This window comes from Pseudomonas sp. A1230, assembly GCF_044218825.1.
In the GTDB taxonomy this organism is placed as follows: Bacteria; Pseudomonadota; Gammaproteobacteria; order Pseudomonadales; family Pseudomonadaceae; genus Aquipseudomonas; species Aquipseudomonas iridis.
The window spans coordinates 2,995,387-3,021,888 of the sequence record NZ_CP162582.1 but is presented as its reverse complement, the minus strand read 5'-3'; the positions used below and the strand labels follow the sequence as shown (position 1 = coordinate 3,021,888).

Sequence of the window (26,502 nt, the reverse complement as noted above, 5' to 3'; positions counted from 1 at the left end):
CCTAGGTTAAAACCCCCACGTGACTGGGCTGTGACAGCTCCCTGCGATCCGTCGGCGGCGGCATCTCTACTCAACCAGAAATGACCGCTTGCCTCAATCGGGACTTTAGACCAATAGCAACTATGGCCTAGTCTTTGGGGGCATATTTAAACTGACTCATTGTGATTTACAGAGTTCCACCCCATTTGAGTGTGTAGGCTGGCCCTATCCATAAGCACACGTGTGAACCCGAATGATCTCGATGCTTTCCTCGCGGCACCGGCGCGCCTTGCGCCTGACCAGTCATTTCCTCGTGCCTTATCGCTGGCAGGCCTTCGGTGCGCTGCTCGCATTGATCGTCACCGCCGGCATCACCTTATCCATGGGGCAGGGCATCAAGTTGTTGGTTGATCAGGGTTTCATGACCCAATCGGCGGATTTGCTCAACCAATCCATTGGACTGTTCATGCTGTTGGTCCTGGGCCTCGCGGTCGGCACCTTCGCCCGGTTTTATCTGGTCTCCTGGATCGGCGAACGTGTCGTCGCCGACATCCGTCGACAGGTGTTCAACCACCTGGTGTACCTGCATCCCGGTTTTTACGAAGACAATCGCAGCTCGGAAATCCAGTCACGCCTGACAGCAGATACGACATTGCTGCAATCGGTGATCGGCTCGTCGCTTTCGCTGTTTCTACGCAATCTGTTGATGGTGATCGGCGGCATCGTTCTGCTGTTCATCACCAATCCGAAACTCACGAGCATCGTGGTGATCGCGCTACCGCTGGTGATTGCACCGATCCTGATTTTTGGTCGACGTGTGCGCAATCTGTCGCGACAGAGCCAGGACCGGATCGCCGACATTGGCAGCTATGTGTCCGAAACCCTCGGCCAGATCAAAACCGTGCAGGCGTACAACCATCAAATACAGGACGAGCAACGTTTTGCCTCAACGGTCGAGCAGGCTTTCGAGACCGCACGCAAACGGATCTTCCAGCGTGCCTGGCTGATTACATTGGTGATCGTGCTGGTGCTTGGCGCTGTCGCGGTGATGTTGTGGGTCGGTGGTATGGACGTGATCGCCGGGCGGATTTCTGCCGGTGAACTGGCGGCGTTTGTGTTCTACAGCCTGATCGTCGGCAGCGCGTTTGGTACGTTGAGTGAGGTGATCGGCGAGCTTCAGCGCGCTGCGGGTGCCGCCGAGCGGATTGCTGAATTGCTGCGTTCGGAAAATATCATCCGGCCACCGAAGACTGGATTGGTGACATTGCCCGCGCGCGTGCGCGGTGAGCTGGAATTGCAGGATGTGTGCTTTGCCTATCCCTCGCGTCCAGAAAGCTTCGCAGTCGATGGTTTGAATCTCACGGTCAGGGCCGGCGAAACCCTGGCGCTGGTAGGGCCGTCCGGCGCGGGTAAATCCACGGTGTATGACTTGCTGCTGCGCTTTTACGATCCTCGTGAGGGCCGGATTCTGCTGGACGGCGTGCCGCTGACCAGCCTCGACCCGCTGGATCTGCGCCGTTGTTTTGCCCTGGTTTCACAAACGCCAGCACTGTTTTTCGGCAGCGTGGAGGAGAATATCCGCTATGGCTGCCCAACGGCCACGCTTGAGCAGGTCAAGGAAGCGGCGAGAATCGCCCACGCCCACGACTTCATCGAGCAAATGCCTGACGGCTACCAGACACATTTGGGCGACGGCGGGCTTGGACTTTCCGGCGGCCAACGCCAGCGTCTGGCCATCGCTCGGGCGTTGCTGGTCGACGCGCCGATTCTGTTGCTGGACGAAGCCACCAGCGCCCTTGATGCGCAAAGCGAACACCTGATCCAGCAAGCCTTGCCGAACCTGATGCAAAACCGCACCACGCTGGTCATTGCCCATCGCTTGGCCACCGTAAAAAATGCCGACCGGATCGCGGTGATGGATCAAGGCAAACTGGTTGCGGTGGGTACACATCAGGAATTGATTGCGAGCAATCCGTTGTATGCGCGGTTGGCGGCGTTGCAGTTCAACGATGGACAGGCGGCCGTCGTGTAGGCGCGGCCCCAGGTTGCGACCTTTTGATCTTTGCAAGTTACAAAAAATGCCCGTATCTCGCGATACGGGCATTATTTATTACTCGGCGTTAGCCTGCTGATCACTGATCATCGAAATAGCGTTCATGCCAATCCACCAGCGGCTGCGGAGAGTTGAGCTTCTGGCCGTAGATCACCGAATAGGACAGCACGTTCTGTACGTACTGGCGCGTTTCGTCGAACGGGATGCTTTCCACCCACACGTCGAAGCTCAGGTGATCGGCGCCGCGCAGCCATTGACGCACGCGTCCGGGGCCGGCGTTATAGGCGGCGGAGGCGAGGACACGGTTGCCATTGAACTGGCTGTGCACCTGGCTCAGGTAAGCGGCGCCGAGCTGGATGTTCTTGTCCGGGTTCAGCACTTGCTGCGGCGAGGCCAGGGGGATGTTGAACTTGCGTGAAGTTTCCTTGGCGGTGCCGGGCATCAGTTGCATCAGGCCGCTGGCGCCAACGCCGGAGCGGGCGTCGTCCATGAACGCACTTTCCTGACGGGTGATGGCGAACACCCAGCTCGAATGCAGACCACGAACCTTGGCCTCACGCACCAGGGTATCGCGGTGGGCCATCGGGAAACGGATGTCCAGATCGTCCCAGTATTGCGCCTGACTGATGGTGCGGATCGCCGGGAAATACCACTTCAGGTCGTAGGCCAGTTTGGCCTGGGCAACCATTTCGTCGCGGTTGAAGTGACGGCTGACGTGGTACCACTCGCGGCGTCCGTCGACGATTTGCCCGCGTGCATGGAACTCAAGTGCGCGACGCACGCCGGGCGTGTTGCGTACCTTGTTGATCAGCGCCTGGCTAAGCACCAGCGGTTTATTGTTCAGCGAGTAAGGAGATTGCGAACGGTCAGCGGCGAGGAAGCCGTAGAAATCACGCTCGCGCGAAAGATTTTTGTACAGGGTCTGCGCTTCCGGGTTCTGCGGTTGCGCCAGCTCAAGACTGCGCGCCTGCCAGTAACGCCAGCGGTTGGTGGTGGCCAGATCCTGCGGCAGACGGCGGGTCAATTGATAAGCATCGTCCCAGCGCGCCAGACGAAGAAGCAGGCGCAGGCGCCATTCGGAGACGGTGTTGTCACGCAGTTCCGGGTCGTATTTGGTCATCACGTCCAGTGCGCGGCTGTCGAAGCGGCGTGCCAGCGTCAGGCCGATTTCCCGGGCGATCGCGACTTTCTCATCACGGGAGAAATGCATACTGCTGGCGTATCCGTCGAGCAGCGCCATGGCTTTGTCCGGATCCTGACGGGCGAGGCGGCGCAGGCCGAGGCTGACCACATCGGACATCGGCTCATCGGCCGGAGTAAAACGCGACGGCTGGTTGAGCAGTTCGGGTTTCTGCGCCACATCCACCAACAGGCGACCACGGGGGGCGAGGGTGGTCAGGCCGTTGATCAGGCTGTTGGCCAGCGGATAGTTGCGCGCCTGGGCGGCGAGCTTGGTGCGCTCCCAGCGCTTCTGTTCGGTCAGTTGACCCTCGGCGGCCCACATGCCGAACAGTGCATCGCACGCGGCGGGTTGCGACTTGCCGGTCAGCCAGAGCTTTTCGGTAGCGGCGTAACCCTCGGTCTTTTTGTTGTGGCTGATCTGATACTGCGCGTTCAGGCAGTCCAGTTCGGTGAAATTGAGCTTGGGATCGTAATACTTGACGAAGGTCGCCCAGTCACCGCGATCGGCCAGCCAGCGCAACCAGCGCAGCTTCATCCAGTTGGCCTGGGGCAGGTCACCGTGCTCGGCGAGGAATTTCTCTATTTCCGCATTGCTGGCGCTTTTCAGGCGTGCGGTCAGCTCGTCATAAGCAAGATAAGGCTCGAGGGGGTAATCGGCCAGCGCCTGGCTATAGCGCATATATGGGCCGGTATCGCCCTTGGCCAACGCGCGTTTGGCTTCATCGTAATACTGACGCTGGGTGGACAGGTCCACCGCCTGGGCGGATTGAACGGCAGCGGCGGAGAGTAGCAAACAGGACAAAACACTGAAGAGGCGACTGCGCATGAGACATCCGGGCAGAGAAATCATGACAAGTGCCGACATCAATCAGCACTGAATTATCTGTAGCTTAGCCTTTTGCCGGCGAGCGGCGAAAGCTTTGCGGGCCTTGCGGCACAAGTTCGCAACAAATGTTGTGCAGAGTGCTTCGACAGACAAATTGCCGGCCTGCTGAAGCCTCAAGTCAGGTAGAATGCGCCCCCGGTTTTTGGAGAAGCTCATGACCCTGCTCAAATTCAGCGATGTGTCCCTTGCGTTCGGCGCTATGCCGTTGTTGGACAAGGTGTCCTGGCAGATCGCCCGTGGTGAGCGGGTGTGCATCATCGGCCGCAACGGCACTGGCAAGTCCAGCATGATGAAACTGGTCAAGGGCGACCAGAAGCCTGATGACGGCTCGGTGTGGCGTGCCCCCGGTCTGAAAATCGGCGAACTGCCGCAAGAATTGCCTGTGGCCGACGAGCGGACAGTATTCGACGTGGTGGCTGAAGGCCTCGACGGCGTTGGCGCGTTGCTCGCTGAATACCATCACTTGAGCCAGAACATCGTTACCGATGCCGATCTGGACAAGCTCATGCACGTTCAGCACGACCTCGAAGCCCGTGATGGCTGGCGCTTGCAGACCCTGGTCGACAGCACCCTCAGCCGCCTGCAACTGCCGGCCGACAAGACCCTCGCCGAGTTGTCCGGTGGCTGGCGTCGTCGCGTGCTGCTGGCGCAGGCGCTGGTGTCCGAGCCGGATCTGCTGCTGCTCGACGAGCCAACCAACCACCTGGACATCGGTGCGATTGCCTGGCTTGAAGAAGCGCTGAAAGATTTCCAGGGCGCCGTGTTGTTCATCACGCACGACCGTTCCTTCTTGCAAAACCTCGCCACGCGCATCCTGGAACTGGATCGCGGCGGCCTGATCGACTGGAACGGCGACTACGCCAGCTTCCTCGTGCACAAAGAAGCCGAGCTCGCTGCCGAAGCCACTGCCAACGCGCTGTTCGACAAGCGTCTGGCCCAGGAAGAAGTGTGGATCCGTCAGGGCATCAAGGCCCGTCGCACCCGTAACGAAGGCCGCGTGCGCGCCCTGAAAGCACTGCGCGTTGAGCGCAGCGAGCGTCGTGAGCGTACCGGCAAGGCCAACATTCAGCTGGACACCGCCGACAAGTCCGGCAAACAGGTGATGGTGCTCGAGAACGTGAGCTTTGCTCATCCGGGCGGCCCGTTCCTGATCAAGGATTTCTCGATGGTTCTGCAGCGCGGCGACCGTATCGGTCTGCTTGGCGCCAACGGTACCGGCAAGACGACCCTGTTGAAGCTGATGCTCAACGGCTTGCAGCCAACCAGCGGTAAAGTGGAAGAGGGTACGCGGATCGACGTGGCGTACTTCGACCAGTTGCGCCATCAGCTGGATCTGGAAAAAACCGTAATCGACAACGTCGCCGAAGGTCGTGACTTTATCGATATCGACGGTCAGAGCCGTCACGTACTGAGCTACCTCGGTGACTTCCTGTTCAGCCCGCAGCGTGCTCGCACGCCGGTCAAGGCGCTGTCGGGTGGTGAGCGTGCGCGTCTGTTGCTGGCCAAGCTGTTCAGCAAGCCAGCGAACCTGCTGGTACTCGACGAACCGACCAACGACCTGGACGTGGAAACCCTCGAGCTGCTTGAAGAAGTGCTGCTGACGTTCAACGGCACTGTGCTGATGGTCAGCCACGACCGGGCATTCCTCGACAACGTGGTCACCAGCACCCTGGTCTTCGAAGGTGAAGGCAAGGTGCGTGAATACGTCGGCGGTTATCAGGACTGGATCCGTCAGGGCGGCTCGCCGCGTCTGTTGGGCGTGACCGAGAGCAAATCGGGCAAAGCTGACCTGAACTCGGCAGTGGTTACTGCTGAGCCGGCCGCTGCTGCGCCAGTTGCTGCTCCGGCTGCTAAGAAAAAGCTGAGCTACAAGCTGCAGCGCGAGCTGGAAGCGTTGCCGGGCGATATTGATGCCAAGGAGCAGCAGATCGCTGCCGTTGAGGCTGAGATGGCCGACAGCGGTTTCTATCAGCGTCCTGCGGCAGAGACTGCCAAGGTCATTGCCTCGCTTGAGCAATTGCAGGCGGAACTGGAAGCGTTGGTAGAGCGTTGGGCCGAGCTGGATGCCTGATTGCTTCAGCCATTAAAAAGCCCGGCCTCATTCGCGTGAGGCCGGGCTTTTTGCAGGAGCTGCCGAAGGCTGTGATCTTTTGATCTGCAAGACCGCAGCCTTCGGCCGCTCCTGCAGGATTTAGCGTTTGACCAGATGCACCGCCAGCACATCGCAAGGCGCGCCGTGCAGCACATCATTGGCTGTCGAGCCCAGCAATAGCGCCAGACCATGACGGCCATGGCTGCCGACCACGATCAGATCGCATTGCTGTTCCTTGGCGAAGTGATGGATTTCCTGGCGCGGCTGGCCGTAGGTCAAGTGGCAATTGGCGCCTTCAAGCTCGGTGTACTTGAGCTTAAGGCGCTCAAGGCGTTCCTTGGCCTGATCGAACTGCTGCTGTTGCAGTTGTGACAGGTCCATCGGTACGTCTCCGCCAAAAGCCATGGCCATCGGTTCGACGATATGCACCAGCGACAGCTTGGCGCCGTTGCTCACCGACAGCTCGCGGGCGCGGTGGATGACGGGGTCGCACTCTTCAGTCAGATCTACGGCGACCAGGATGTGGTGGTAGGGCATGAGGCGCTCCTCGTGAGGGTTCAATATTGGTAAGTATGGCTGGTTTCAAGCGCATTGGTTCCGAAGTGAAGCAATGGGCTCATCAGAAAACGGGAGTACAGATATGACGGTCTGGATAGTGGTGTCAATCCTGTTGGTGGTATTGAGCCCACTGGCATGGTTGCGCCCATCGCGCGCGCAGAGCGGTCGAATCGCTCTGCGCATGGAGGCGCGTCGTATTGGCCTGGCCATGCAACTGGCGCCTCAGGAGTGGCCGCACTGGCTGTCGCAAGAGCCGCCGGATCCGTGCGCGCAATACCATCGGCCGCGTCGCGGTAATCAGCCGGCATGCTGGACCTACTGGCAAAAATCGCCAGGCGTGTGGGTCAATCAGTGGCAGGAAGTCTGCGAAGATCGGGCGCTGCTCAATCATTTCGAAAAGTTGCCAGGCAACGTCTTCAAGATCGAAGCGGATAAGCAGATGATCGCCTTGTACTGGGGCGAGAAGGGCGAAGCCACGGTTTTGCTGGATATCGACGCCACTCTGAAAGCACTGGCGTGACTCGCGGATTTTTCGCACTGCAACGGTGCGAAACGTCCGGCAGACGAGCAATAAAAAGCCCGACATGATTCATCGGGCGGGTTGGCCAGGCAGGCCGGAAACTTTTTTACCACTGGCCCGGCTTCAAACGGGCAGCGCATTTACCTATCGTCCCGTGAGCGTAGACTTTTAAACAGGCCTCGCTGCGAATTAGGGCGACTTTTCTAACTATTGATCCTATGAATGGCTTCACATGCAGACGCGTGTTGTGGATCTGCGTGGTACGGAAATGACCGCAAAGTCGCATTCCAACCCGCATTTTGGGCGATTGACAATTGTTGGAAATTCCGTGAAGGTGACGTACCCAAATCAAACGGGCGTATGAATTGAGCGTTTGTCTTACAGACTGCTCCTACAGAATCCCGACTATCGCGTTGGCGGGTGTGCCGGGTGGATTGGTGTCAGCATCGACGAAAAAGCGTCCTGCCTAGCCATTCGCCTGCGTCCGACGTGTACTGTTCAGCTTCCATATCGTGGAGATCAGTTGATGATTTACGAAGGTAAAGCCATCACGGTTAAAGCTCTTGAAAGTGGCATCGTCGAATTGAAATTCGACCTCAAGGGTGAGTCCGTCAACAAGTTCAACCGTCTAACCCTGAACGAACTGCGTCAGGCCGTAGACACCATCAAGGCAGATGCTTCGATCAAGGGCGTGATCGTCAGCAGTGGCAAGGACGTGTTCATCGTCGGCGCCGACATCACCGAATTTGTCGAGAACTTCAAGCTGCCGGATGCGGAGCTCGTTGCTGGCAATCTCGAAGCCAACAAGATCTTCAGCGATTTCGAAGACCTCAACGTTCCGACTGTCGCCGCGATCAATGGCATCGCCCTGGGCGGCGGTCTGGAAATGTGCCTGGCGGCTGACTACCGAGTCATGTCCACCAATGCCAAGATCGGTCTGCCGGAAGTCAAACTGGGCATCTACCCAGGCTTCGGCGGCACCGTACGTCTGCCGCGCCTGATCGGTGCCGACAACGCCATCGAGTGGATTGCCTCCGGCAAGGAAAACCGTCCGGAAGACGCGCTGAAAGTTAGCGCAGTCGATGCCGTGGTTGCTCCAGAGAAACTGCAGGAAGCAGCCCTTGAGCTGATCAAACGCGCCATTTCCGGCGAGTTTGACTACAAGGCCAAGCGTCAGCCGAAGCTGGAAAAGCTCAAGCTGAACGCTATCGAACAAATGATGGCTTTCGAAACCGCCAAAGGTTTCGTCGCCGGTCAGGCTGGCCCGAACTATCCGGCGCCGGTTGAAGCGATCAAGACCATTCAGAAAGCTGCAAACTTCGGTCGCGACAAGGCGCTGGAAGTTGAAGCCGCCGGTTTCGTCAAACTGGCCAAGACCTCTGCCGCGCAGAGCTTGATCGGTTTGTTCCTGAACGATCAGGAACTGAAGAAAAAGGCCAAGGCCTACGACGAAATCGCCAAAGACGTGAAGCAGGCCGCTGTATTGGGCGCCGGCATCATGGGTGGCGGTATCGCTTATCAGTCGGCCTCCAAAGGCACGCCGATCCTGATGAAGGACATCAACGAGCACGGTATCGAGCAGGGTCTGGCCGAAGCCGCCAAGCTGCTGGTTGGCCGCGTTGATAAAGGTCGCATGACCCCTGCAAAAATGGCTGAAGTGCTCAACGGCATCCGTCCGACCCTGTCCTACGGTGATTTCGGTCACGTCGATCTGGTCGTTGAAGCTGTGGTCGAGAACCCGAAGGTCAAGCAAGCCGTATTGGCCGAAGTTGAAGACAAGGTCAAAGAGGACACCATCCTCGCGTCCAACACTTCGACCATTTCCATCAGCCTGTTGGCCAAGGCCCTCAAGCGTCCGGAAAACTTCGTCGGCATGCACTTCTTCAACCCGGTGCATATGATGCCGCTGGTGGAAGTGATCCGTGGCGAGAAGTCCAGCGAGCTGGCCGTTGCCACCACCGTTGCCTACGCCAAGAAAATGGGTAAGAACCCGATCGTCGTCAACGACTGCCCGGGCTTCCTGGTCAACCGCGTACTGTTCCCGTACTTCGGGGGTTTCGCCAAACTGGTCAGCGCCGGTGTGGACTTCGTCCGTATCGACAAGGTCATGGAAAAATTCGGCTGGCCGATGGGCCCGGCATACCTGATGGACGTGGTCGGCATCGACACCGGTCACCACGGTCGTGACGTCATGGCGGAAGGCTTCCCGGATCGCATGAAAGATGACCGTCGCTCGGCCATTGACGTGCTTTACGAAGCCAAGCGTCTGGGTCAGAAAAACGGCAAGGGCTTCTACGCCTACGAGACCGACAAGAAGGGCAAGCAGAAGAAAGTTGCCGATCCGTCGGTACTGGAAGTGCTCAAGCCGATCGTTTACGAGCAGCGCGAAGTCACTGACGAAGACATCATCAACTGGATGATGATCCCGCTCTGCCTGGAAACCGTGCGTTGCCTTGAAGACGGCATCGTTGAAACCGCCGCTGAAGCCGACATGGGTCTGGTCTACGGTATCGGTTTCCCTCCATTCCGTGGCGGTGCGCTGCGCTACATCGATTCGATCGGTGTTGCCGAGTTCGTTGCCCTGGCTGACCAGTACGCTGATTTGGGCGCGCTGTACCACCCGACCGCGAAACTGCGTGAAATGGCCAAAACCGGCCAACGGTTCTTCGGTTAAGCGTCCCAACTTTTGAGCGAGAGTGAAATTTTATGAGCTTGAATCCAAGAGACGTCGTGATTGTCGACTTCGGTCGTACTCCGATGGGCCGCTCCAAGGGCGGCATGCACCGCAACACCCGCGCCGAAGACATGTCGGCGCACCTGATCAGCAAATTGCTGGAACGCAACGTCAAGGTTGATCCGAACGAAGTCGAAGATGTGATCTGGGGCTGCGTCAACCAGACCCTGGAGCAGGGCTGGAACATCGCGCGCATGGCGTCGCTGATGACCCAGATCCCGCACACGGCTGCCGGTCAGACTGTCAGCCGCCTGTGTGGCTCGTCGATGAGCGCGCTGCACACGGCTGCGCAAGCGATCATGACCGGTAACGGTGACGTGTTCGTCGTTGGCGGCGTCGAGCATATGGGTCACGTGAGCATGATGCACGGTGTCGATCCGAACCCGCACATGTCGCTGTACGCGGCGAAAGCCTCGGGCATGATGGGCCTGACCGCTGAAATGCTCGGAAAAATGCACGGCATCACTCGCGAACAGCAGGACGCCTTTGGCGTGCGCTCCCACCAGCTCGCCCACAAGGCGACTCTGGAAGGCAAGTTCAAAGACGAAATCATCCCGATGCAGGGTTACGACGAGAACGGTTTCCTGAAACTGTTCGACTACGACGAAACCATTCGTCCGGAAACCACCCTGGAAAGTCTGGCGGCTCTCAAGCCGGCGTTCAATCCGAAGGGCGGCACCGTGACGGCCGGTACTTCGTCGCAGATCACTGATGGTGCCTCGTGCATGATCGTGATGTCGGCTCAGCGTGCGCAGGACCTGGGTATCCAGCCGATGGCGGTGATCCGTTCGATGGCAGTGGCGGGTGTGGATCCGGCAATCATGGGCTATGGTCCAGTTCCGGCAACACAAAAAGCCCTGAAGCGTGCGGGCCTTGGCATCAACGATATCGACTTCTTCGAGCTCAACGAAGCTTTCGCCGCACAGGCTCTGCCAGTGCTGAAAGATCTGAAAGTGCTCGACAAGATGAACGAGAAGGTTAACCTGCACGGCGGCGCGATCGCCCTGGGTCACCCGTTCGGTTGCTCCGGTGCTCGGATTTCCGGCACTTTGCTGAACGTGATGAAGCAGAATAGCGGCACCTTCGGGGTGGCCACTATGTGCATTGGTCTCGGCCAAGGCATCTCCACCGTCTTCGAACGCGTTTAAGCGTCTCGTCGATGGAAGCCGGGGCCAAGTGCCCCGGTTTTTGTTTTTGTGGATTTATTTTGTTTTTATTTTGAAAAAAATTGAGGGAGGGCCAAACCATGCCGATACAACCTGGGCTCTACCAGCATTACAAAGGTCCGCAGTACCGCGTTTTCAATGTCGCGCGGCATTCCGAGACGGAAGAAGAAGTGGTGTTTTACCAAGCCCTGTATGGCGATTACGGCTTTTGGGTGCGTCCCCTGAGCATGTTTCTGGAGTCCGTCGAGGTTGACGGCGAGCAGGTCCCACGCTTTGCTTTGGTGCAAGCCGAACCGAGCCTGTTTTCCAAGGCATAAGGGGAGTGCGCGCAATACCCTGCGCTTGACCTCACCTTGTATCAACTATATATAGCGGTGCCGCGTCAGGCGCCAACCGCCTTTCACTTCTAGAATTCAGGAATTTTCTGATCCATGGGCAAATCGCTGGTCATTGTGGAATCCCCGGCTAAGGCCAAGACCATCAACAAGTATCTGGGCAACCAATACGTGGTGAAGTCGAGTATCGGCCATATCCGAGACCTGCCCACCAGCGGTTCGGCTAGCGCCAGCAAAGAGCCAGCCGCCAAGCGCGGCAAGGCTGCCGCAGGCGAAGGTCCGGTGCTCACGCCGAAAGAGAAAGCGCGCAAGCAGCTGGTCTCGCGTATGGGTGTCGATCCCGATCATGGCTGGAAGGCCAAGTACGAGATCCTCCCGGGCAAAGAGAAGGTCATCGAAGAGCTGCGCAGGCTCGCCAAGGATGCTGACACCATCTATCTCGCAACCGACTTGGATCGCGAGGGGGAAGCCATTGCATGGCACCTGCGCGAAGCCATTGGTGGTGACGACAGCCGCTACAAGCGCGTGGTGTTCAACGAAATCACCAAGAAGGCGATCCAGGAAGCCTTCTCCAAGCCAGGCGAGCTGGACATCGATCGTGTCAACGCTCAGCAGGCGCGTCGTTTCCTCGACCGCGTTGTGGGCTACATGGTCTCGCCGCTGCTGTGGGCCAAGATCGCCCGCGGCCTGTCCGCCGGTCGTGTGCAATCGGTCGCCGTGAAACTGGTGGTTGAGCGTGAGCGTGAAATTCGCGCTTTCAACCCGGAAGAGTACTGGGAAGTGCATGCCGATCTCGGCAGCGCCAAAGGCTCGACCGTACGTTTCGAAGTAGCGCGTGAAAAGGGCGAAGCCTTCAAGCCGCTCAACGAAGCCCAGGCCATGGCCGCGCTGGAGAAACTCAAGTCCTCCAGCTACAGCATCGTCAAGCGCGAAGACAAACCGACCAGCAGCAAGCCTTCGGCGCCGTTCATCACGTCCACCCTGCAGCAGGCGGCGAGTAACCGTCTGGGCTTCGGCGTGAAGAAAACCATGATGATGGCCCAGCGTCTGTACGAAGCCGGCTACATCACTTATATGCGTACCGACTCGACCAACCTCTCGGCAGACGCCGTGACGATGGCGCGTGCTTACATCGAAGATGAGTTCGGCAAGAAGTATTTGCCGGAAACGCCGAACGTCTATAGCAGCAAGGAAGGCGCGCAAGAGGCTCACGAAGCCATTCGTCCCTCCGACGCCAACACCATTCCAAGCAAGCTGGCGGGTATGGAGCGCGATGCTGAGCGTCTCTATGAGCTGATCTGGCGTCAGTTCCTGGCTTGCCAGATGCTACCGGCGCAATACCTGTCGACGACTGTCAGCGTCGGTGCTGGTGATTTCGAGCTGCGCGCCAAGGGTCGTATCCTGAAGTTTGACGGTTACACCCGCGTAATGCCGCAGATTGCCAAACCTGGCGATGACGACGTTCTGCCCGATATGGCGCAGGGCGACGTGATGAAGCTGATCAAGCTTGATCCGACCCAGCACTTCACCAAGCCGCCGGCGCGTTATTCGGAAGCCAGCCTGGTTAAAGAAATGGAAAAACGCGGTATCGGTCGTCCTTCGACTTACGCTGCGATCATTTCGACTATCCAGGATCGCGGTTACGTGACCCTGCACAACCGTCGTTTCTATTCGGAAAAGATGGGTGACATCGTTACCGAACGTCTGTCGGAGAGCTTCTCGAACCTCATGGACTACGGCTTCACTGCCGGCATGGAAGAGAACCTCGATGACGTGGCTCAGGGCGAGCGCGACTGGAAGAACGTGCTGGACGAGTTCTACGGCGACTTCAAAAAGAAACTCGAAGTAGCCGAGAACCCGGAAAGCGGCATGCGTGCGAACCAGCCGGTCATGACCGACATTCCGTGCACCACTTGCGGCCGTCCGATGCAGATCCGTACCGCATCGACCGGCGTGTTCCTCGGTTGCTCGGGCTACAGCCTGCCGCCGAAAGAGCGCTGCAAGGCCACCGTCAACCTGGTGCCGGGCGACGAAATCGCTGCGGACGACGAAGGTGAGTCGGAGTCGCTGGTGTTGCGTGGCAAGCATCGCTGCCCGATCTGCAGCACTGCGATGGACGCTTACCTGCTCGACGAGAAGCGCAAGCTGCACATCTGCGGTAACAACCCGGATTGCGCCGGCTACGAAATCGAAGAGGGTAGTTATCGCATCAAGGGCTACGAAGGTCCGAGCCTGGAATGCGACAAGTGCGGCAGCGAGATGCAGCTCAAGACCGGCCGTTTCGGCAAGTTCTTTGGCTGCACCAATCCGACCTGCAAAAACACCCGCAAACTGCTGAAGAGCGGTGACGCGGCGCCGCCGAAGATGGATCCGGTGAAGATGCCTGAGCTGAAATGCGAAAAGGTCAACGACACCTACATCCTGCGCGATGGTGCGTCCGGCCTGTTCCTGGCGGCCAGTCAGTTCCCGAAAAACCGCGAGACCCGTGCTCCGCTGGTGATCGAGATTCTTCCGCACAAGGATGAAATCGACCCGAAGTATCACTTCCTGTGCGAAGCACCGCAGAAGGATCCTGATGGCCTGCCAGCGGTGATCCGCTACAGCCGCAAGACCAAGGAGCAATACGTGCAGACCGAAGTCGACGGCAAGCCAACTGGCTGGAAGGCGTACTTCGACGGTGGCAAGTGGACTGTTGAAGACAAGCGCTCGAAGGCCAAGGCTGAGTAAGCGTTAGTCTGATATTGAAAGGCCGCATGAGAACCCTCGGGTTTTCATGCGGCCTTTTTGTTTTGTGCTTGCGGTGTGATCCGTTGATCCACGACACTGTCCGGTCTGTGTGAAGCAATTATTTCGTTGTGGAGGCTGCCGTCATGGCCCACGAACTCTATACCCGCACCAATCAGAAAATCTATTTCGCCGGCCTGTCGCTGGAAGCCTTGGCTCGAGCTGAAGAAGGGCGGGCGATGAATTCTCTGGCGCTGATTCAGGCTGGACGTGAATCGGCGTTGTTCCACCTCTATGGCGCGTTATTGGGTCTGTGTCATGAAATTGCCGGGTTCTATCGCCTGCCTCAGGCGAGTGCACCACGGGCCGAGATGCTGTTGACACGTGAAGTGCTCGAGTCGATCGCGATTCCGGAACTGGCGGAAATGGTTGAACTGGCAACCAATCCGGAGACCTGGCTGGCAGAATTGCTGGCCGCGTATTCGGCATTGTTCCAGCCGCCTCGCGTGCCACACAAGCCCAAAGGCGATGTGACACAGCCGTTGATTCAGGCTGTTAATCTGGATGAAGAAGAGGCTCCGCAAGAGTTGAGCCGTGAAGAACTTGAGAGTTGGCGGCAGAACCTCAAGAGCCTGGCTATTCGTTTTCGCGAAGGTTTGAACGAATGCTGACGATGATTGACACGGTGGCAATCTGAAACATGCTGCTGGTCAAGATCACGAGCGAAGCCTGAATGATGTCTATATAATGCCTGCCTTTCGTGGAGAACAGACCTATATGCCAACGTCCTTTCTAGAAATTGTCGAGTTACCCGACGGCCGAATCGAACTGCGCAGGGCTGAGGACGAGGGTTCTCTGGTGACTCTGGATTTCTCCGAGGACGCCAAGACATTCCTGCAGGGCCAGCACGTGGAAATCGCAAAAGCGATGTTGAGCGTTGGCGTGCAGATGGCAGGCCGAATGATCGAAGGTGAGTTTGAAAAAGATGAGGGGTCTCGGGTTCTTCATTGATTCCCGACGGTTTTTTGGTTTTGTCACTACCGCTTCAGATCGGCTTCTCTATCCCTGGAGAAGCCCTGCGCTTGACACAGCGCTATAGCTTGTCAATCAACCCAATCGAATGTTCAAACTCTGAGCGTCGCCCGTGCGTGCAGCGCTGATCAACAGTTGCCGTGAACTTGTGTTCAGCGGGTTGAGCCAGGTGACGACTGTGTGGCTGCGGCCCAGACGCAACGCTTCGCAAGCGAGTTGTTGAGCACTTTGAGTGCCTCTCGGTTGCAACAGCAGGATGCGCTCTCGATTCAGGCCAGCATCGCGCAGCCATGTTTGGGTCAGGCTGGCAGGTGGCGCAATCAGCGTCAGCCAGCGTGCGTCCAGATCATCACTGAGCTCACGAAGGATCGGCGCCAGCAGATTCAGGCAGTTCCCGGCGGCACCACGCAGTGACAGCTCACTGAATACTTCGGGTTCAGTATTCCAGGGGCGCTCGACCACGTCTTTCAGGATCGGCGCCATCGGTTGCGCCATGAACGCTTCGAATAACGGCAGTTGTGTTTGCTGAGGTGTGTGTGGGAACTGCATAAAGCCTCCTTTAGCGGCGGATTACGCCGACACTCAAGCCTTCGATCACCAGTTCCTGATCTTTCAGGTCAACTTCGATAGGGGCGAACTCGGGGTTTTCGGCCATCAGCCAGACCTTGCTGCCTTCGCGCTTGAAGCGTTTTACGGTCACTTCATCGCCGATGCGGGCAACGACGACCTGGCCATTACGCGCTTCGCGGGTGGTGTGAACCGCCAGAAGGTCGCCGTCGAAAATACCGATGTCCTTCATGCTCATGCCGTGCACGCGCAGCAGATAGTCCGCACGTGGGTGGAAGAACGCTGGATTGATATTGCAGGACTCTTCGATGTGCTGCTGGGCAAGGATTGGCGCGCCGGCAGCCACCCGGCCGATGATTGGCAGGGTAGAGTCGTCGGCCTTGGCTTCGAAGCCAGGGATGCGAATGCCGCGAGAGGCGCCGGGCGTCATCTCGATGGCACCCTTGCGGGCTAGCGCCTTGAGGTGTTCTTCCGCCGCGTTGGGCGACTTGAACCCTAATTCCTGAGCGATTTCCGCGCGGGTTGGCGGATAGCCATTGTCTTCGAGGCAACGTTTGATAAAGGCCAGAATCTCGGCTTGGCGTGGCGTCAGCTTTAGCATATTGATCGCTCTGTTTTTTTATACAGTGACTGGGATTATATACAGTGAAGCGGTCTTGGCAATGCCCGTTTTTTTGCAAGCCGCCAGACGGTCAGTGGACGTGCTTATTAATGCGTCGTCCTTGTGTGGTTAAATAGCTGACTGACCATTCCCAAAACGAACCGACAGGCTTGACAAGACACAGGCTGAAACGTATGTTTCAAACAAGTGTTTGTCAGGCGGAGTAGCCATGGCCCAGTCGGAAACCGTTGAACGCATTCTTGATGCTGCAGAGCAGTTGTTCGCGGAGAAAGGTTTCGCTGAAACCTCATTGCGTTTGATCACCAGCAAGGCTTGCGTCAACCTGGCTGCGGTCAACTATCATTTCGGCTCCAAGAAAGCGCTGATTCAGGCGGTGTTCTCGCGCTTCCTCGGGCCTTTCTGCGCCAGTCTCGATAAAGAGCTGGAGCGCCGTCAGGCGAAACCTGAAAACAAGCCGACCCTCGAAGAGCTGCTGGAAATTCTCGTCGAACAAGCCCTCGTGGTTCAGCCTCGCAGCGGTAACGACCTGTCGATCTTCATGCGTCTGCTCGGCCTCGCGTTCAGCCAAAGCCAGGGTCACCTGCGCCGTTACCTGGAAGACATGTACGGCAAGGTGTTCCGTCGCTACATGCTGCTGGTCAACGAGGCGGCACCTAACATTCCCCCGATTGAATTGTTCTGGCGCGTGCACTTCATGCTCGGCGCCGCCGCGTTCAGCATGTCCGGCATCAAGGCGTTGCGCGCGATTGCCGAGACGGATTTCGGCGTCAATACCTCTATCGAGCAGGTCATGCGCCTGATGGTGCCGTTCCTCGCTGCGGGTATGCGCGCTGATACCGGCGTCACCGACGCTGCCATGGCCACTGCGCAATTGCGCCCGCGCAGCAAATCAACGCCGGTGGCCGCCAAGGTTTAACCGCGCACGGGTGGGCGCGGCAGCTTGTATCCGCTAAGCTAGCCGCCCATGCCGACTCTCGTTCTGAATCCGTTCTCCATCGATATCGCCGACCTGCCGGGCACTGCCCTCGGTGGCGATTTCATGCGGATCGGGTTTTTCGTTTTCAAGGAATCTCTATGACTGCTGGCCTGCAAGGCTCGTTGATGGTGGACGTCGCCGGTACCTGGCTGACGGCTGAAGATCGCCAATTGTTGCGTCAGCCAGAAGTGGGTGGCCTGATCATTTTTGCCCGCAATATCGAACATCCGCGCCAGGTGCGTGAGCTCAGCGCGGCGATCCGTGCGATTCGTCCGGACTTGCTGCTGGCGGTGGATCAGGAGGGTGGTCGCGTGCAGCGTTTGCGTCAAGGCTTCGTGCGCCTGCCGGCCATGCGCGCCATCGCAGACAATCCGAATGCCGAATACCTGGCTGAGCAATGTGGCTGGATCATGGCGACCGAAGTGCTGGCCGTCGGCCTCGACCTGAGCTTCGCCCCAGTGCTGGATCTCGATTACCAGCGCAGCGCCGTGGTTGGTACTCGTTCGTTTGAGGGTGATCCCGAGCGTGCCGCGTTGCTCGCTGGCGCCTTCATCCGGGGCATGAACAGCGCCGGAATGGCCGCCACGGGCAAGCATTTCCCCGGTCACGGCTGGGCCGAAGCCGACTCCCATGTTGCGATCCCCAACGACGAGCGCAGCCTTGACGAGATCCGCGCCAACGACCTCGTGCCTTTTGCCAAACTGAGCAAACAACTGGCCGCGGTCATGCCGGCACACGTCATCTATCCGCAAGTCGATTCGCAGCCCGCTGGCTTCTCTCGGCGCTGGTTGCAAGACATCCTGCGAGGCGAGTTGCAGTTCGACGGCGTGATTTTCAGCGACGATCTGTCGATGGCCGGCGCCCACGTGGTTGGCGACGCCGCCAGTCGCATCGAAGCCGCACTCTCTGCTGGGTGCGACATGGGCCTGGTCTGCAATGACCGCGCCGCTGCCGAATTGGCCCTGAGTGCCGCGCAACGCATGAAGGTCAAACCGTCTGCGCGTATCGCCCGTATGCGCGGTCAGGCGTTTGCCAGCACTGACTACCGCCAGGATCCACGCTGGCTGCAAGCCATCGGCGCACTCAAAGACGCCCAATTGATCGACTAAGGATTTTTCGTTATGACGGTTTACGCAATCATCGGTGGCACCGGCCTGACCCAGCTCGAGGGCTTGAGTATTCGCCAGTCGCTGGCAGTGGACACGCCATATGGTGCGCCTTCGGCCGACGTGCAGATTGGCGAATATGCCGGCAAGGAAGTGCTGTTCCTCGCGCGTCACGGGCACCCGCATCGCTTTCCACCGCACAAGGTCAACTACCGCGCCAACCTTTGGGCGCTGAAGCAGGCCGGTGCCGAGGCAATCATCGCGGTCAACGCCGTGGGTGGTATTCATCCTGCGATGGGTACGGGGCATTTCTGCGTGCCGCATCAAATCGTCGACTACACCAGCGGGCGCGAACACACCTACTTCGCCGATGACCTGGAACAGGTCACTCACATCGATTTCAGCTTTCCTTACAGCGAGCCGTTGCGTCAGCAATTGATTGCGGCTATGGCTGCCGAAGGTTGCGATTACAGCGATCAGGGTGTTTATGCCTGCACGCAGGGACCGCGTCTGGAAACCGTGGCCGAGATCGTGCGTCTGGAGCGTGATGGATGCGACATCGTCGGTATGACCGGTATGCCGGAAGCGGCGTTGGCACGTGAGCTGGATGTGGATTACGCGTGTCTGGCGCTGGTGGTGAACCCAGCGGCGGGCAAGACCACGCAAGTGATCACCATGGCCGAGATCGAGCAGGCGTTGCATGCCGGCATGGGCAAGGTGAAATCGACGTTGGCGCGGGTGCTCAAGGGCTGATCAGGCCTGTACCGAGTTGACTCCATCGCTGGCAAGCCAGCTCCCACAGGTTTTTGTATTGTTCACAAAATAGTGTTCAATCCCAAATCACTGTGGGAGCTGGCTTGCCAGCGATAGCTATCTAACAGACGACAAAGATCTCAACGTTTGTCGAGCTTGTCCGGCAACGGCGCAAACAACGCTTCGATATCGTCATTCTGCAGCTTCCAGTCCCCAGCCTTGCGCCCATCCAGCACGCCCGCTGCCAGATCAGACTTCTCTTTCTGCAAGTGCTGAATCTTCTCTTCCACCGTGCCTCGGGCAATCATCTTGTAGACGAACACCGGTTTCTCCTGGCCGATCCGATAGGCGCGGTCGGTCGCCTGATTTTCGGTCGCGGGGTTCCACCACGGATCGTAGTGAATCACTGTATCCGCTTCGGTCAGGTTCAGGCCAACGCCACCCGCCTTCAGGCTAATCAGAAAGATCTGACGATTGCCGCTCTGGAATTCCTTCACCGGTGTGCGCCGATCGCGGGTTTGACCGGTCAGAAGTGCATAGGAGATTTTACGTTTCTTCAGTTCGTCCTCGATCAGCGACAGCATCGAGGTGAATTGCGAAAACAGCAGAATCCGCCGACCTTCTTCGAACAGCTCTTCGAGCATTTCCATCAGGCTGTCGAGCTTGCCGGAAGTGCTGCCGCGGGCGGGCAGGGTGGCGCCATTGACCAGGCGCAAATCACAGCAGACCTGACGCAGCTTGAGCAATGCTTCAAGAATGATGATCTGGCTGCGCGCCACGCCTTTGCGGGTGATCTCGTCGCGGACTTTTTTGTCCATGGCCAGGCGCATGGTTTCGTACACGTCGCGCTGCGCCTCGTTGAGATCGACCCAGTGAATGATTTCAGTTTTGGGCGGCAGCTCGGTGGCAACCTGTTCCTTGGTGCGGCGCAACAGAAACGGTTTTATCCGACCATTGAGGTGCTGAAGTCTGACCTCGCTACCGCGTTTTTCGATCGGCACACGGTAGTCGGCGTTGAAGCTTTTGACGTCGCCAAGCCAGCCCGGCAGCAGGAAATGGAACAGCGACCAAAGCTCGCCCAAGTGATTTTCCAGCGGTGTACCGCTCAGGCACAGGCGTTGACGAGCATTCAGCTCGCGCGCCGCTTGCGCCGCTTTGCTGTTGGGGTTCTTGATGTACTGCGCCTCGTCCAGCACCAAGACATGCAAAGGCTGTTGCACCAGACGTTCGATGTCCTTGGGCAGCAACGCGTAGGTAGTGAGGATCAGGTCGAAGTCAGCCAGATTGTCGAAGTGCTTTTTGCGACTGGCGCCATAAAGCGCGAGCACTTTCAGTTGCGGCGTGAAATGCGCCGCCTCATCGAGCCAGTTCGGGATCAGGCTGGTAGGCATCACCACCATGCACGGACGATCCAGGCGTCCGGCGATTTTCTCGCTGAGAATATGCGCCAGCGTCTGTAGGGTTTTACCCAAACCCATGTCATCCGCGAGTATCCCGCCGACTTCCAGCTGGCGCAGCGACTGCATCCAGCTCAAGCCTTCGAGTTGGTACGGACGCAATGTTGCGTTCAGGCCTTCGGGGGCCTCGATGCTGAAATCACGAATGTCGCGCAGGCGTTGAGCAAACGTGCGGATCTGCTCGCCGCCCTCCCACAGCAGCGGCAGCCCCTCCAGCGAATTAAGGCGCGTGGCGTCAGCCTTGCTCAGGCGCAGGGTGGTTTCGCCAGGTTCCTGCAAATAAAACTCGCCGAGCGTGGCCAGCACCGGTTTCAACCGGCCGAGCGGCAACGCCACCTGCAACGGCCCATGCTCGAGGTTGCGCTGTGGAATGTTGACCAGAATCAGCTCGTCGTCACGGCGCCGCGCGAGGCGCTCCGGATTGAGGATTTCCGCGTGCGAGCGCATCAGGTTGAGCAGGATTGGCAGCAAACTGAGGCGCTCGCCATTGACGATGATCCCCAGCTCCAGATCAAACCAGTCGCGCTCCGGCGCCTGTTCAACCGTGGCGTACCAGTCATCCACCGCCGTCAGGTCGAAGCCGAACTCTTCGTCGATCTGCAATTCCCAGCCTTGGGTGCGCAGCTTTGGCAGTTCGTTGAGGGTGAAGGTCAGCCAGGCGCTGTCATTGACCATTTCATACAGTTCGCCAGCGCTTTCCGGCAAGGCTTTGCTCTGCCGGGTGGCGATACGAAAGCCGAGGATTCTTAACTGTTCGCGGTAGGACTGTTCCACTTCCGGCTGGCGTTTTATCCGCAACGTCTGGTTTTCCTGGCGGATCAGGATGTCGCTGTTTTTCTGCCCGCTGACGTATTCGTCCAGATAGCTGAACGACAACGCCGCGCGATGCTGAATGTAGCGCTGCATCTTGCCGTTACGCGGTTCAAATGCACTGAACTCGACGCTGGCCAGCCACAGGCGAGGCATTGGTTGAACGTTGTCGACCAGCACTTGCGGTGGTGCCTTCGGGCCACGATTTTCCAGCACGGCCTGGAGTTTTTCCAGCAGCTCGGCGTCTTTTGCGGCAGCGGGGTACTCGAGGGTTTCCTGGATTTTCAGCAGCACCGCTGCGCAATGCTTGCAGTTTGTGCGAACCGGGCAGGTGCACGTGGCGTCGACCAACAGCAAAGTGCCTTTGGCTGACTCGCGCAGGTGAATGGTCTGACGGTAGACGTTACCGCCAGAGCCTTCGCAACTGGCGGTAATGGTCGCATCGCCGACCTGGGCGATGCGTACCCGGTTTTCCAGGGCGTAGCGGCGACCACGCTCCAGGCTCTGTTCCTTGAATCGGCTGACCCAGGAGGGTGCCAACGGTTTACTCAGGGGCGGGGACATAAGGACTTCGATCAGTCCGGAACGACTTCAGGCGCTTCCCGTGGCGCAGGCGCGGTCAGGGAAGTGATCTTGATCAGCAGGGCCAGATGGCCGTTATCGAGATAATTGAGCTGGCCGTTTTTGGTGTGGCTGTCCTGTTTCAGGCGCTCACTGGCAGTGACCAGGCCATTGGCGTCGATCTGATTGACCCAGAAATCCGCAGCCACGTCGGTGAAGCGCCCGAGTTTCATCTCAAGCGTACCCTCGATCGGGAACTGACCGAATTGCTCGTTGCCTTCGCTGACCGCGACTTTTGCCGGCGTTTCACCGAGGGTTTGCTGCCAGGCCTTGTGCATCAACACGCTGTACTCGCCGCTGGCGGTGAGTTTGGTGACGACGTCATTCAGCGCCGGCGTACGTTTGCTTTCGTCGCCCAAACGCTGGGCGCCCGCGGCCCAGTCTTCCGGCGCGGCGCGGCTCACAATCGCCGGCACAGCGTTCTGGCGCAACAGAATCATTTCGACCTGATACAGGTCATCGGCAAACGCCGAAGGTGCTACCAAGGTGAGTAGCAAAGTCAGTGAGCGAAACAGGCGCATGCGGCGTCCTTCAAGCAGTTTTCGGGATGAGGCGCTCAAACAGCGCCTCTACAGTATTAAAGCGCTCTTCCGGGCGCTCCATCGGCACCTGGAACTTGAACATCGTGGCGCCTTCGAATTTGTAGCGTTTTGGCTGGCTCTGAATCAGTTTGATCAGGGTCATCGGGTCGACTGGAGTCTGCGCTTCAAACTCAATGCGTCCACCCTGCGGGCCACCGTCGACTTTCTTGATGCCCAGCTTTTCGGCCTGCAACTTCAACGCCGTGATGCGCACCAGATTCTTGGTCGGCTCCGGCAGCAGGCCGAAACGATCGATCATCTCGACTTGCAGATCCTTCAGACCTTCCTCGTCGGTGGCCGACGCGATGCGCTTATACAGGATCAGGCGGGCGTGGACGTCCGGCAAATAGTCTTCCGGAATCAGCGCCGGTACCCGCAGATTGACTTCCGGGCCACCGCCAAGCGGTTGATCGAGATTCGGTTGCTCGCCCTTGCGGATCGATTTCACCGCGCGCTCAAGCATTTCCATATACAGCGTGAAACCCACGGCTTGAATCTGGCCACTCTGGCCATCGCCGAGCAGTTCGCCGGCGCCACGGATTTCCAGGTCGTTGGTGGCCAGCACGAAACCGGCACCGAGGTCCTGGGTGTTGGCAATCGCCTCCAGACGCTTTTCTGCGTCTGAAGTGATCTGCTGGCGCGGCGGCGTCAGCAGATAAGCATAAGCCTGGTGGTGACTGCGACCGACGCGGCCACGCAGCTGGTGCAGTTGCGCCAGACCGAACTTGTCGGCGCGCTCGATGATGATGGTGTTGGCGCTCGGTACGTCGATACCGGTCTCGATGATGGTCGAGGCAATCAGCACGTTGAAACGCTTGTGATAGAAGTCGCTCATCACCTGTTCAAGTTCGCGCTCGCGCATCTGCCCGTGGCCGATGGCGATTCGTGCTTCCGGAACCAGTTCGGCCAGATCGGCGGCGCACTTCTCGATGGTTTTCACATCGTTGTGCAGGTAATAAACCTGACCGCCACGCAGCAGCTCGCGGAGCAGGGCCTCTTTGACCGTGCTCTTGTTCTGCTCCATGACGAAGGTGCGCACCGACAGGCGTCGCGCCGGCGGCGTGGCAATGATCGACAGGTCGCGCATGCCCGACACCGCCATGTTCAGCGTGCGCGGAATCGGTGTGGCCGTCAGGGTCAGAATGTCGACTTCGCTGCGCAAGGCCTTGAGCTGTTCTTTCTGACGCACACCAAAACGGTGCTCTTCGTCGATGATTACCAGCCCGAGGTTTTTGATTTTCACGTCGTCGGACAGCAATTTGTGCGTGCCGATGACGATGTCGATCTTGCCTTCCGCCAGATCGGCAATCGCCGCGTTCACTTCCTTGGCGGACTTGAAGCGGCTCATCACTTCCACGCTCACTGGCCAGTCGGCGAAGCGGTCGCGGAAGCTGTTGTAATGCTGCTGGGCGAGCAGGGTGGTCGGTACCAGAATCGCAACCTGGCGGCCGCCGTGTACAGCGATGAAAGCTGCGCGCATGGCCACTTCGGTCTTGCCGAAACCCACGTCGCCGCAGACCAGACGATCCATCGGTTTCGGCGCGAGCATGTCGGCGCGCACTGCTTCGATGGTGGTTTGCTGGTCGGGCGTTTCTTCGAACGGGAAACCGGCGCTGAATGTTGCGTAATCGGCTTTCGGATCGGCGAATGCATAACCTTCGCGAGCGGCGCGACGGGCATAGATGTCGAGCAATTCGGCGGCAACGTCGCGCACCTGTTCGGCCGCTTTGCGTTTGGCTTTCTGCCAGGTCTCGGAGCCGAGGCGGTGCAGCGGGGCCAGTGCATCGTCGCTGCCGGTGTAGCGGGCGATCAAGTGCAGGTTGGCCACCGGAACATAGAGCTTGGCGTTCTCGGCGTATTCGAGGGTGAGAAATTCTGCAGCCTGATCGTCGATTTCCAGAATCGTCAGGCCCAGGTAGCGGCCGACACCGTGATCGATGTGCACCACCGGCGCGCCTTCGCGCAGTTCGGTGAGGTTCTTGATCACCGCGTCGTGGTTGCCGTCGGCGCGCTTCTCGCGACGGCGACGCTGCATGACTCGCTGACCGAACAGCGGGCTTTCGGCGACCAATGCCAGCGCCGGGTCGTCGAGCAAAAGGCCTTCGTCGAGCGGCGCAATGGTGATCGCCAGGCGATCCTTGCTCGCGACGAAATCCGGCCAGCTGTCGACCGTTTTTGGTCGCAGTTTCAGGCGTTCGAGCAACTCCAGCAGGACTTCGCGACGGCCCGCCGATTCGGCCGTGAACAGCACGCGTCCGGGGAATTCATCGAGGAAACCTGCCAGTGCTGCCAGCGGTTGCGTGGCCTTGGCTTCGATCGCCAGATTCGGCAGTGCTTGCGCCGGGAAGCGCTCGCGACCTGCACCGACTTCCACGTCCTGTTGACTGGCGACCACGCGCGGCCAGCTCTTGAGCCTGGCAAAGCAATCTTCCACCGGCAGGAACAATTCCGCCGGTGGCAATAAAGGACGAGCAGGATCGACGCGGCGTTCTTCATAACGATTGCGTACGTCGTTCCAGAAATTCTCCGCCGCTTGCTCGATGCCCGGCAGCGAGAACACTTGCGTGTCCTGGGGCAGGTAATCGAACAGGGTCGAGGTTTCGTCAAAGAACAGCGGCAAGTAGTACTCGATGCCGGCCGGTGTGATACCGCTGCTCAAATCCTGAAAGATCGGGCAGCGCCGGAAATCGACATCAAAGCGTTCGCGGAAACGCGCCTTGAAGCGGGTGACCGCATCTTTCTGCAGCGGGAACTCACGGGCCGGCAGCAGCTTGACCGAATCGACCTTGTCGATGGAGCGCTGGTTTTCCGGATCGAAGGTGCGCAGGGTTTCGATTTCGTCGTCGAACAGGTCGATGCGATAGGGCAGCTTGCTGCCCATCGGGAACAAATCGATCAATGCGCCGCGCACGGTGAATTCGCCGTGCTCGTAGACGGTGTCTACATAGCGATAGCCGCTGGCTTCGAGTCGCGAGCGCATTTGCTCGACGTCGAGCTTCTGGCCGACATCCAGCACCAGGCTGCTGCCGAGCAGGAACTTGGTCGGCGCCAGACGATGCAGTGCTGTCGTGATCGGCACCACCAGCACGCCATGCGCCAGCTCCGGCAACCTATATAAGGCGGCAATGCGCTGGGAAATGATGTCCTGATGCGGCGAGAACAGGTCGTAGGGCAGGGTTTCCCAGTCGGGGAAATGCAGAACGGGCAAATCCGGGGCGAAGAAACTCAGCTCCTGTTCCAGCCGTTCGGCACTTTGGCTGTCGGCAGTCAGGAGCAGGGTGAAGCGCTTGGCAGCGCTGGCAGCCTCGGCAATCGCCAGGCTGAGGGCGGCACCGGGCAAATTGCCCCAATGCTGTTTACCTGCCGCAGCAGGGAGAAGCGGTAGACGCAGAACAGGCACGGAAGGTTGAGCTCCAGGCGTTGCGACAAAGTCGGTAATTGTAGCGGCGTCCGATGCTGCCTGTCAGTTGCAGACTGTGTCTATCTTCGATGTTTGGGTGAAATGTAGTGGTAACCATAAAAACCAGCACTTTTTTAGCGGTTATGTAGTGCCGAAACCGCGTGGTGTTTCGGAGGGTTACAGACATCGTCTAACAGTCGTCGAAAAATTGACTGTGCTGGAGGCCGCGTATTTACAGGGCTGGAGAAGGGCGTAATTTTTTTGAACGGAAATTTGTTAGCGTTTGCGCGACAAGCGCGCATTGCTACGAGAGGTTCTGAGCGGCATAATGTAGCCCCTTTTTTCTGC

At 58.6% G+C, this 26,502-nt stretch carries 19 protein-coding genes; 12 read left to right on the top strand and 7 right to left on the bottom strand.

The features are described from left to right. The first annotated feature begins 232 nt into the window (after nucleotides 1–232). Nucleotides 233–2,011 (top strand): ABC transporter transmembrane domain-containing protein, encoded by a 1,779-nt coding sequence (locus AB4P97_RS14200; RefSeq protein WP_395602893.1) that lies wholly within the window; start codon nucleotides 233–235, stop codon nucleotides 2,009–2,011. 100 nt (nucleotides 2,012–2,111) lie between these two features. Here the strand turns inward: AB4P97_RS14200 and AB4P97_RS14195 are convergent, their stop codons facing one another. Further along, nucleotides 2,112–4,040 carry a transglycosylase SLT domain-containing protein gene (locus tag AB4P97_RS14195; protein ID WP_047302248.1) on the bottom strand — a complete coding sequence of 643 codons (1,929 nt, stop codon included), beginning with the start codon at nucleotides 4,038–4,040 and terminating at the stop codon, nucleotides 2,112–2,114. Between the two features lie 214 nt (nucleotides 4,041–4,254). Here AB4P97_RS14195 and AB4P97_RS14190 point away from each other — a divergent pair, with 214 nt between their 5' ends. Beyond that, a complete protein-coding gene (locus AB4P97_RS14190) occupies nucleotides 4,255–6,171 on the top strand; it encodes an ATP-binding cassette domain-containing protein (protein ID WP_115147209.1) in 1,917 nt (638 codons plus the stop codon). A gap of 120 nt (nucleotides 6,172–6,291) precedes the next feature. Here AB4P97_RS14190 and AB4P97_RS14185 read toward each other — a convergent pair whose 3' ends face one another. Then, complete coding sequence (locus AB4P97_RS14185) at nucleotides 6,292–6,729, bottom strand: universal stress protein (protein ID WP_042560173.1); 438 nt, start codon at nucleotides 6,727–6,729, stop codon at nucleotides 6,292–6,294. A 103-nt stretch (nucleotides 6,730–6,832) separates the two neighbouring features. Between AB4P97_RS14185 and AB4P97_RS14180 the strand changes: the two genes are divergently transcribed. The 7 genes from AB4P97_RS14180 to AB4P97_RS14150 all read left to right on the top strand — a co-directional run bounded on the left by AB4P97_RS14180 (nucleotide 6,833) and on the right by AB4P97_RS14150 (nucleotide 15,240). After that, entirely contained in the window at nucleotides 6,833–7,270 is a 438-nt protein-coding gene (locus AB4P97_RS14180) for a hypothetical protein (protein WP_042560172.1), read from the top strand. 526 nt (nucleotides 7,271–7,796) lie between these two features. Further along, complete coding sequence (fadB, locus tag AB4P97_RS14175) at nucleotides 7,797–9,944, top strand: fatty acid oxidation complex subunit alpha FadB (RefSeq protein WP_042560171.1); 2,148 nt, start codon at nucleotides 7,797–7,799, stop codon at nucleotides 9,942–9,944. A 32-nt stretch (nucleotides 9,945–9,976) separates the two neighbouring features. Then, nucleotides 9,977–11,152, top strand: coding sequence for an acetyl-CoA C-acyltransferase FadA (gene fadA, locus AB4P97_RS14170; protein ID WP_042560170.1), 1,176 nt, complete (start codon nucleotides 9,977–9,979; stop codon nucleotides 11,150–11,152). 98 nt (nucleotides 11,153–11,250) lie between these two features. Further along, complete coding sequence (locus AB4P97_RS14165) at nucleotides 11,251–11,487, top strand: DUF1653 domain-containing protein (RefSeq protein WP_042560169.1); 237 nt, start codon at nucleotides 11,251–11,253, stop codon at nucleotides 11,485–11,487. Nucleotides 11,488–11,601: 114 nt separating this feature from the next. Then, nucleotides 11,602–14,232, top strand: a complete 2,631-nt coding sequence (topA, locus tag AB4P97_RS14160; protein WP_042560168.1) for a type I DNA topoisomerase — start codon at nucleotides 11,602–11,604, stop codon at nucleotides 14,230–14,232. 143 nt (nucleotides 14,233–14,375) lie between these two features. Next, nucleotides 14,376–14,900, top strand: coding sequence for a DUF6586 family protein (locus AB4P97_RS14155; RefSeq protein ID WP_395602892.1), 525 nt, complete (start codon nucleotides 14,376–14,378; stop codon nucleotides 14,898–14,900). A gap of 106 nt (nucleotides 14,901–15,006) precedes the next feature. After that, nucleotides 15,007–15,240, top strand: a complete 234-nt coding sequence (locus tag AB4P97_RS14150) for a hypothetical protein (protein ID WP_042562149.1) — start codon at nucleotides 15,007–15,009, stop codon at nucleotides 15,238–15,240. A gap of 96 nt (nucleotides 15,241–15,336) precedes the next feature. On the opposite strand, the gene sulA is transcribed toward AB4P97_RS14150, so the two are convergent. Both sulA and lexA read right to left on the bottom strand, forming a co-directional pair. Next, nucleotides 15,337–15,810: an SOS-induced cell division inhibitor SulA gene (gene sulA / locus AB4P97_RS14145; RefSeq protein WP_042560166.1), complete on the bottom strand. Its 474-nt coding sequence runs from the start codon at nucleotides 15,808–15,810 to the stop codon at nucleotides 15,337–15,339. Between the two features lie 10 nt (nucleotides 15,811–15,820). Then, a complete protein-coding gene (gene lexA, locus AB4P97_RS14140) occupies nucleotides 15,821–16,429 on the bottom strand; it encodes a transcriptional repressor LexA (RefSeq protein WP_042560165.1) in 609 nt (202 codons plus the stop codon). Between the two features lie 229 nt (nucleotides 16,430–16,658). On the opposite strand from lexA, the gene AB4P97_RS14135 reads away from it, so the two are divergent. The 3 genes from AB4P97_RS14135 (at nucleotide 16,659) to AB4P97_RS14125 (ending at nucleotide 19,285) form a co-directional block, all read left to right on the top strand. Then, nucleotides 16,659–17,366: a TetR/AcrR family transcriptional regulator gene (locus tag AB4P97_RS14135; protein ID WP_042560164.1), complete on the top strand. Its 708-nt coding sequence runs from the start codon at nucleotides 16,659–16,661 to the stop codon at nucleotides 17,364–17,366. 158 nt (nucleotides 17,367–17,524) lie between these two features. Continuing rightward, on the top strand, nucleotides 17,525–18,535 hold the full coding sequence (gene nagZ / locus AB4P97_RS14130; RefSeq protein WP_042560163.1) for a beta-N-acetylhexosaminidase: 1,011 nt from the start codon (nucleotides 17,525–17,527) through the stop codon (nucleotides 18,533–18,535). A gap of 12 nt (nucleotides 18,536–18,547) precedes the next feature. Further along, on the top strand, nucleotides 18,548–19,285 hold the full coding sequence (locus AB4P97_RS14125) for an S-methyl-5'-thioinosine phosphorylase (protein WP_395602891.1): 738 nt from the start codon (nucleotides 18,548–18,550) through the stop codon (nucleotides 19,283–19,285). Between the two features lie 140 nt (nucleotides 19,286–19,425). Here AB4P97_RS14125 and AB4P97_RS14120 read toward each other — a convergent pair whose 3' ends face one another. Genes AB4P97_RS14120 through mfd form a run of 3 tightly spaced genes read right to left on the bottom strand, consistent with a single transcriptional unit; the run spans nucleotide 19,426 to nucleotide 26,154 of the window. Beyond that, a complete protein-coding gene (locus AB4P97_RS14120; protein ID WP_395602890.1) occupies nucleotides 19,426–22,116 on the bottom strand; it encodes a DEAD/DEAH box helicase in 2,691 nt (896 codons plus the stop codon). 11 nt (nucleotides 22,117–22,127) lie between these two features. Next, nucleotides 22,128–22,694 (bottom strand): CsiV family protein, encoded by a 567-nt coding sequence (locus AB4P97_RS14115; RefSeq protein WP_395602889.1) that lies wholly within the window; start codon nucleotides 22,692–22,694, stop codon nucleotides 22,128–22,130. A gap of 10 nt (nucleotides 22,695–22,704) precedes the next feature. Next, a complete protein-coding gene (gene mfd / locus AB4P97_RS14110) occupies nucleotides 22,705–26,154 on the bottom strand; it encodes a transcription-repair coupling factor (RefSeq protein WP_042560159.1) in 3,450 nt (1,149 codons plus the stop codon). Nucleotides 26,155–26,502: the final 348 nt, after the last annotated feature.

What these genes read in the sequence shown, in the direction of transcription:
- AB4P97_RS14190 (WP_115147209.1), top strand. Translation starts at nt 4,255, where the DNA reads ATGACCCTGCTCAAATTCAGCGATGTGTCCCTTGCGTTCGGCGCTATG.
- AB4P97_RS14195 (WP_047302248.1), bottom strand. Translation starts at nt 4,040, where the DNA reads ATGCGCAGTCGCCTCTTCAGTGTTTTGTCCTGTTTGCTACTCTCCGCC.
- lexA (WP_042560165.1), bottom strand. Translation starts at nt 16,429, where the DNA reads ATGCTAAAGCTGACGCCACGCCAAGCCGAGATTCTGGCCTTTATCAAA.
- nagZ (WP_042560163.1), top strand. Translation starts at nt 17,525, where the DNA reads ATGACTGCTGGCCTGCAAGGCTCGTTGATGGTGGACGTCGCCGGTACC.
- AB4P97_RS14115 (WP_395602889.1), bottom strand. Translation starts at nt 22,694, where the DNA reads ATGCGCCTGTTTCGCTCACTGACTTTGCTACTCACCTTGGTAGCACCT.
- AB4P97_RS14180 (WP_042560172.1), top strand. Translation starts at nt 6,833, where the DNA reads ATGACGGTCTGGATAGTGGTGTCAATCCTGTTGGTGGTATTGAGCCCA.
- AB4P97_RS14150 (WP_042562149.1), top strand. Translation starts at nt 15,007, where the DNA reads ATGCCAACGTCCTTTCTAGAAATTGTCGAGTTACCCGACGGCCGAATC.
- fadA (WP_042560170.1), top strand. Translation starts at nt 9,977, where the DNA reads ATGAGCTTGAATCCAAGAGACGTCGTGATTGTCGACTTCGGTCGTACT.
- AB4P97_RS14125 (WP_395602891.1), top strand. Translation starts at nt 18,548, where the DNA reads ATGACGGTTTACGCAATCATCGGTGGCACCGGCCTGACCCAGCTCGAG.
- sulA (WP_042560166.1), bottom strand. Translation starts at nt 15,810, where the DNA reads ATGCAGTTCCCACACACACCTCAGCAAACACAACTGCCGTTATTCGAA.
- AB4P97_RS14165 (WP_042560169.1), top strand. Translation starts at nt 11,251, where the DNA reads ATGCCGATACAACCTGGGCTCTACCAGCATTACAAAGGTCCGCAGTAC.
- topA (WP_042560168.1), top strand. Translation starts at nt 11,602, where the DNA reads ATGGGCAAATCGCTGGTCATTGTGGAATCCCCGGCTAAGGCCAAGACC.
- fadB (WP_042560171.1), top strand. Translation starts at nt 7,797, where the DNA reads ATGATTTACGAAGGTAAAGCCATCACGGTTAAAGCTCTTGAAAGTGGC.
- AB4P97_RS14200 (WP_395602893.1), top strand. Translation starts at nt 233, where the DNA reads ATGATCTCGATGCTTTCCTCGCGGCACCGGCGCGCCTTGCGCCTGACC.
- AB4P97_RS14185 (WP_042560173.1), bottom strand. Translation starts at nt 6,729, where the DNA reads ATGCCCTACCACCACATCCTGGTCGCCGTAGATCTGACTGAAGAGTGC.
- AB4P97_RS14120 (WP_395602890.1), bottom strand. Translation starts at nt 22,116, where the DNA reads ATGTCCCCGCCCCTGAGTAAACCGTTGGCACCCTCCTGGGTCAGCCGA.
- AB4P97_RS14155 (WP_395602892.1), top strand. Translation starts at nt 14,376, where the DNA reads ATGGCCCACGAACTCTATACCCGCACCAATCAGAAAATCTATTTCGCC.
- AB4P97_RS14135 (WP_042560164.1), top strand. Translation starts at nt 16,659, where the DNA reads ATGGCCCAGTCGGAAACCGTTGAACGCATTCTTGATGCTGCAGAGCAG.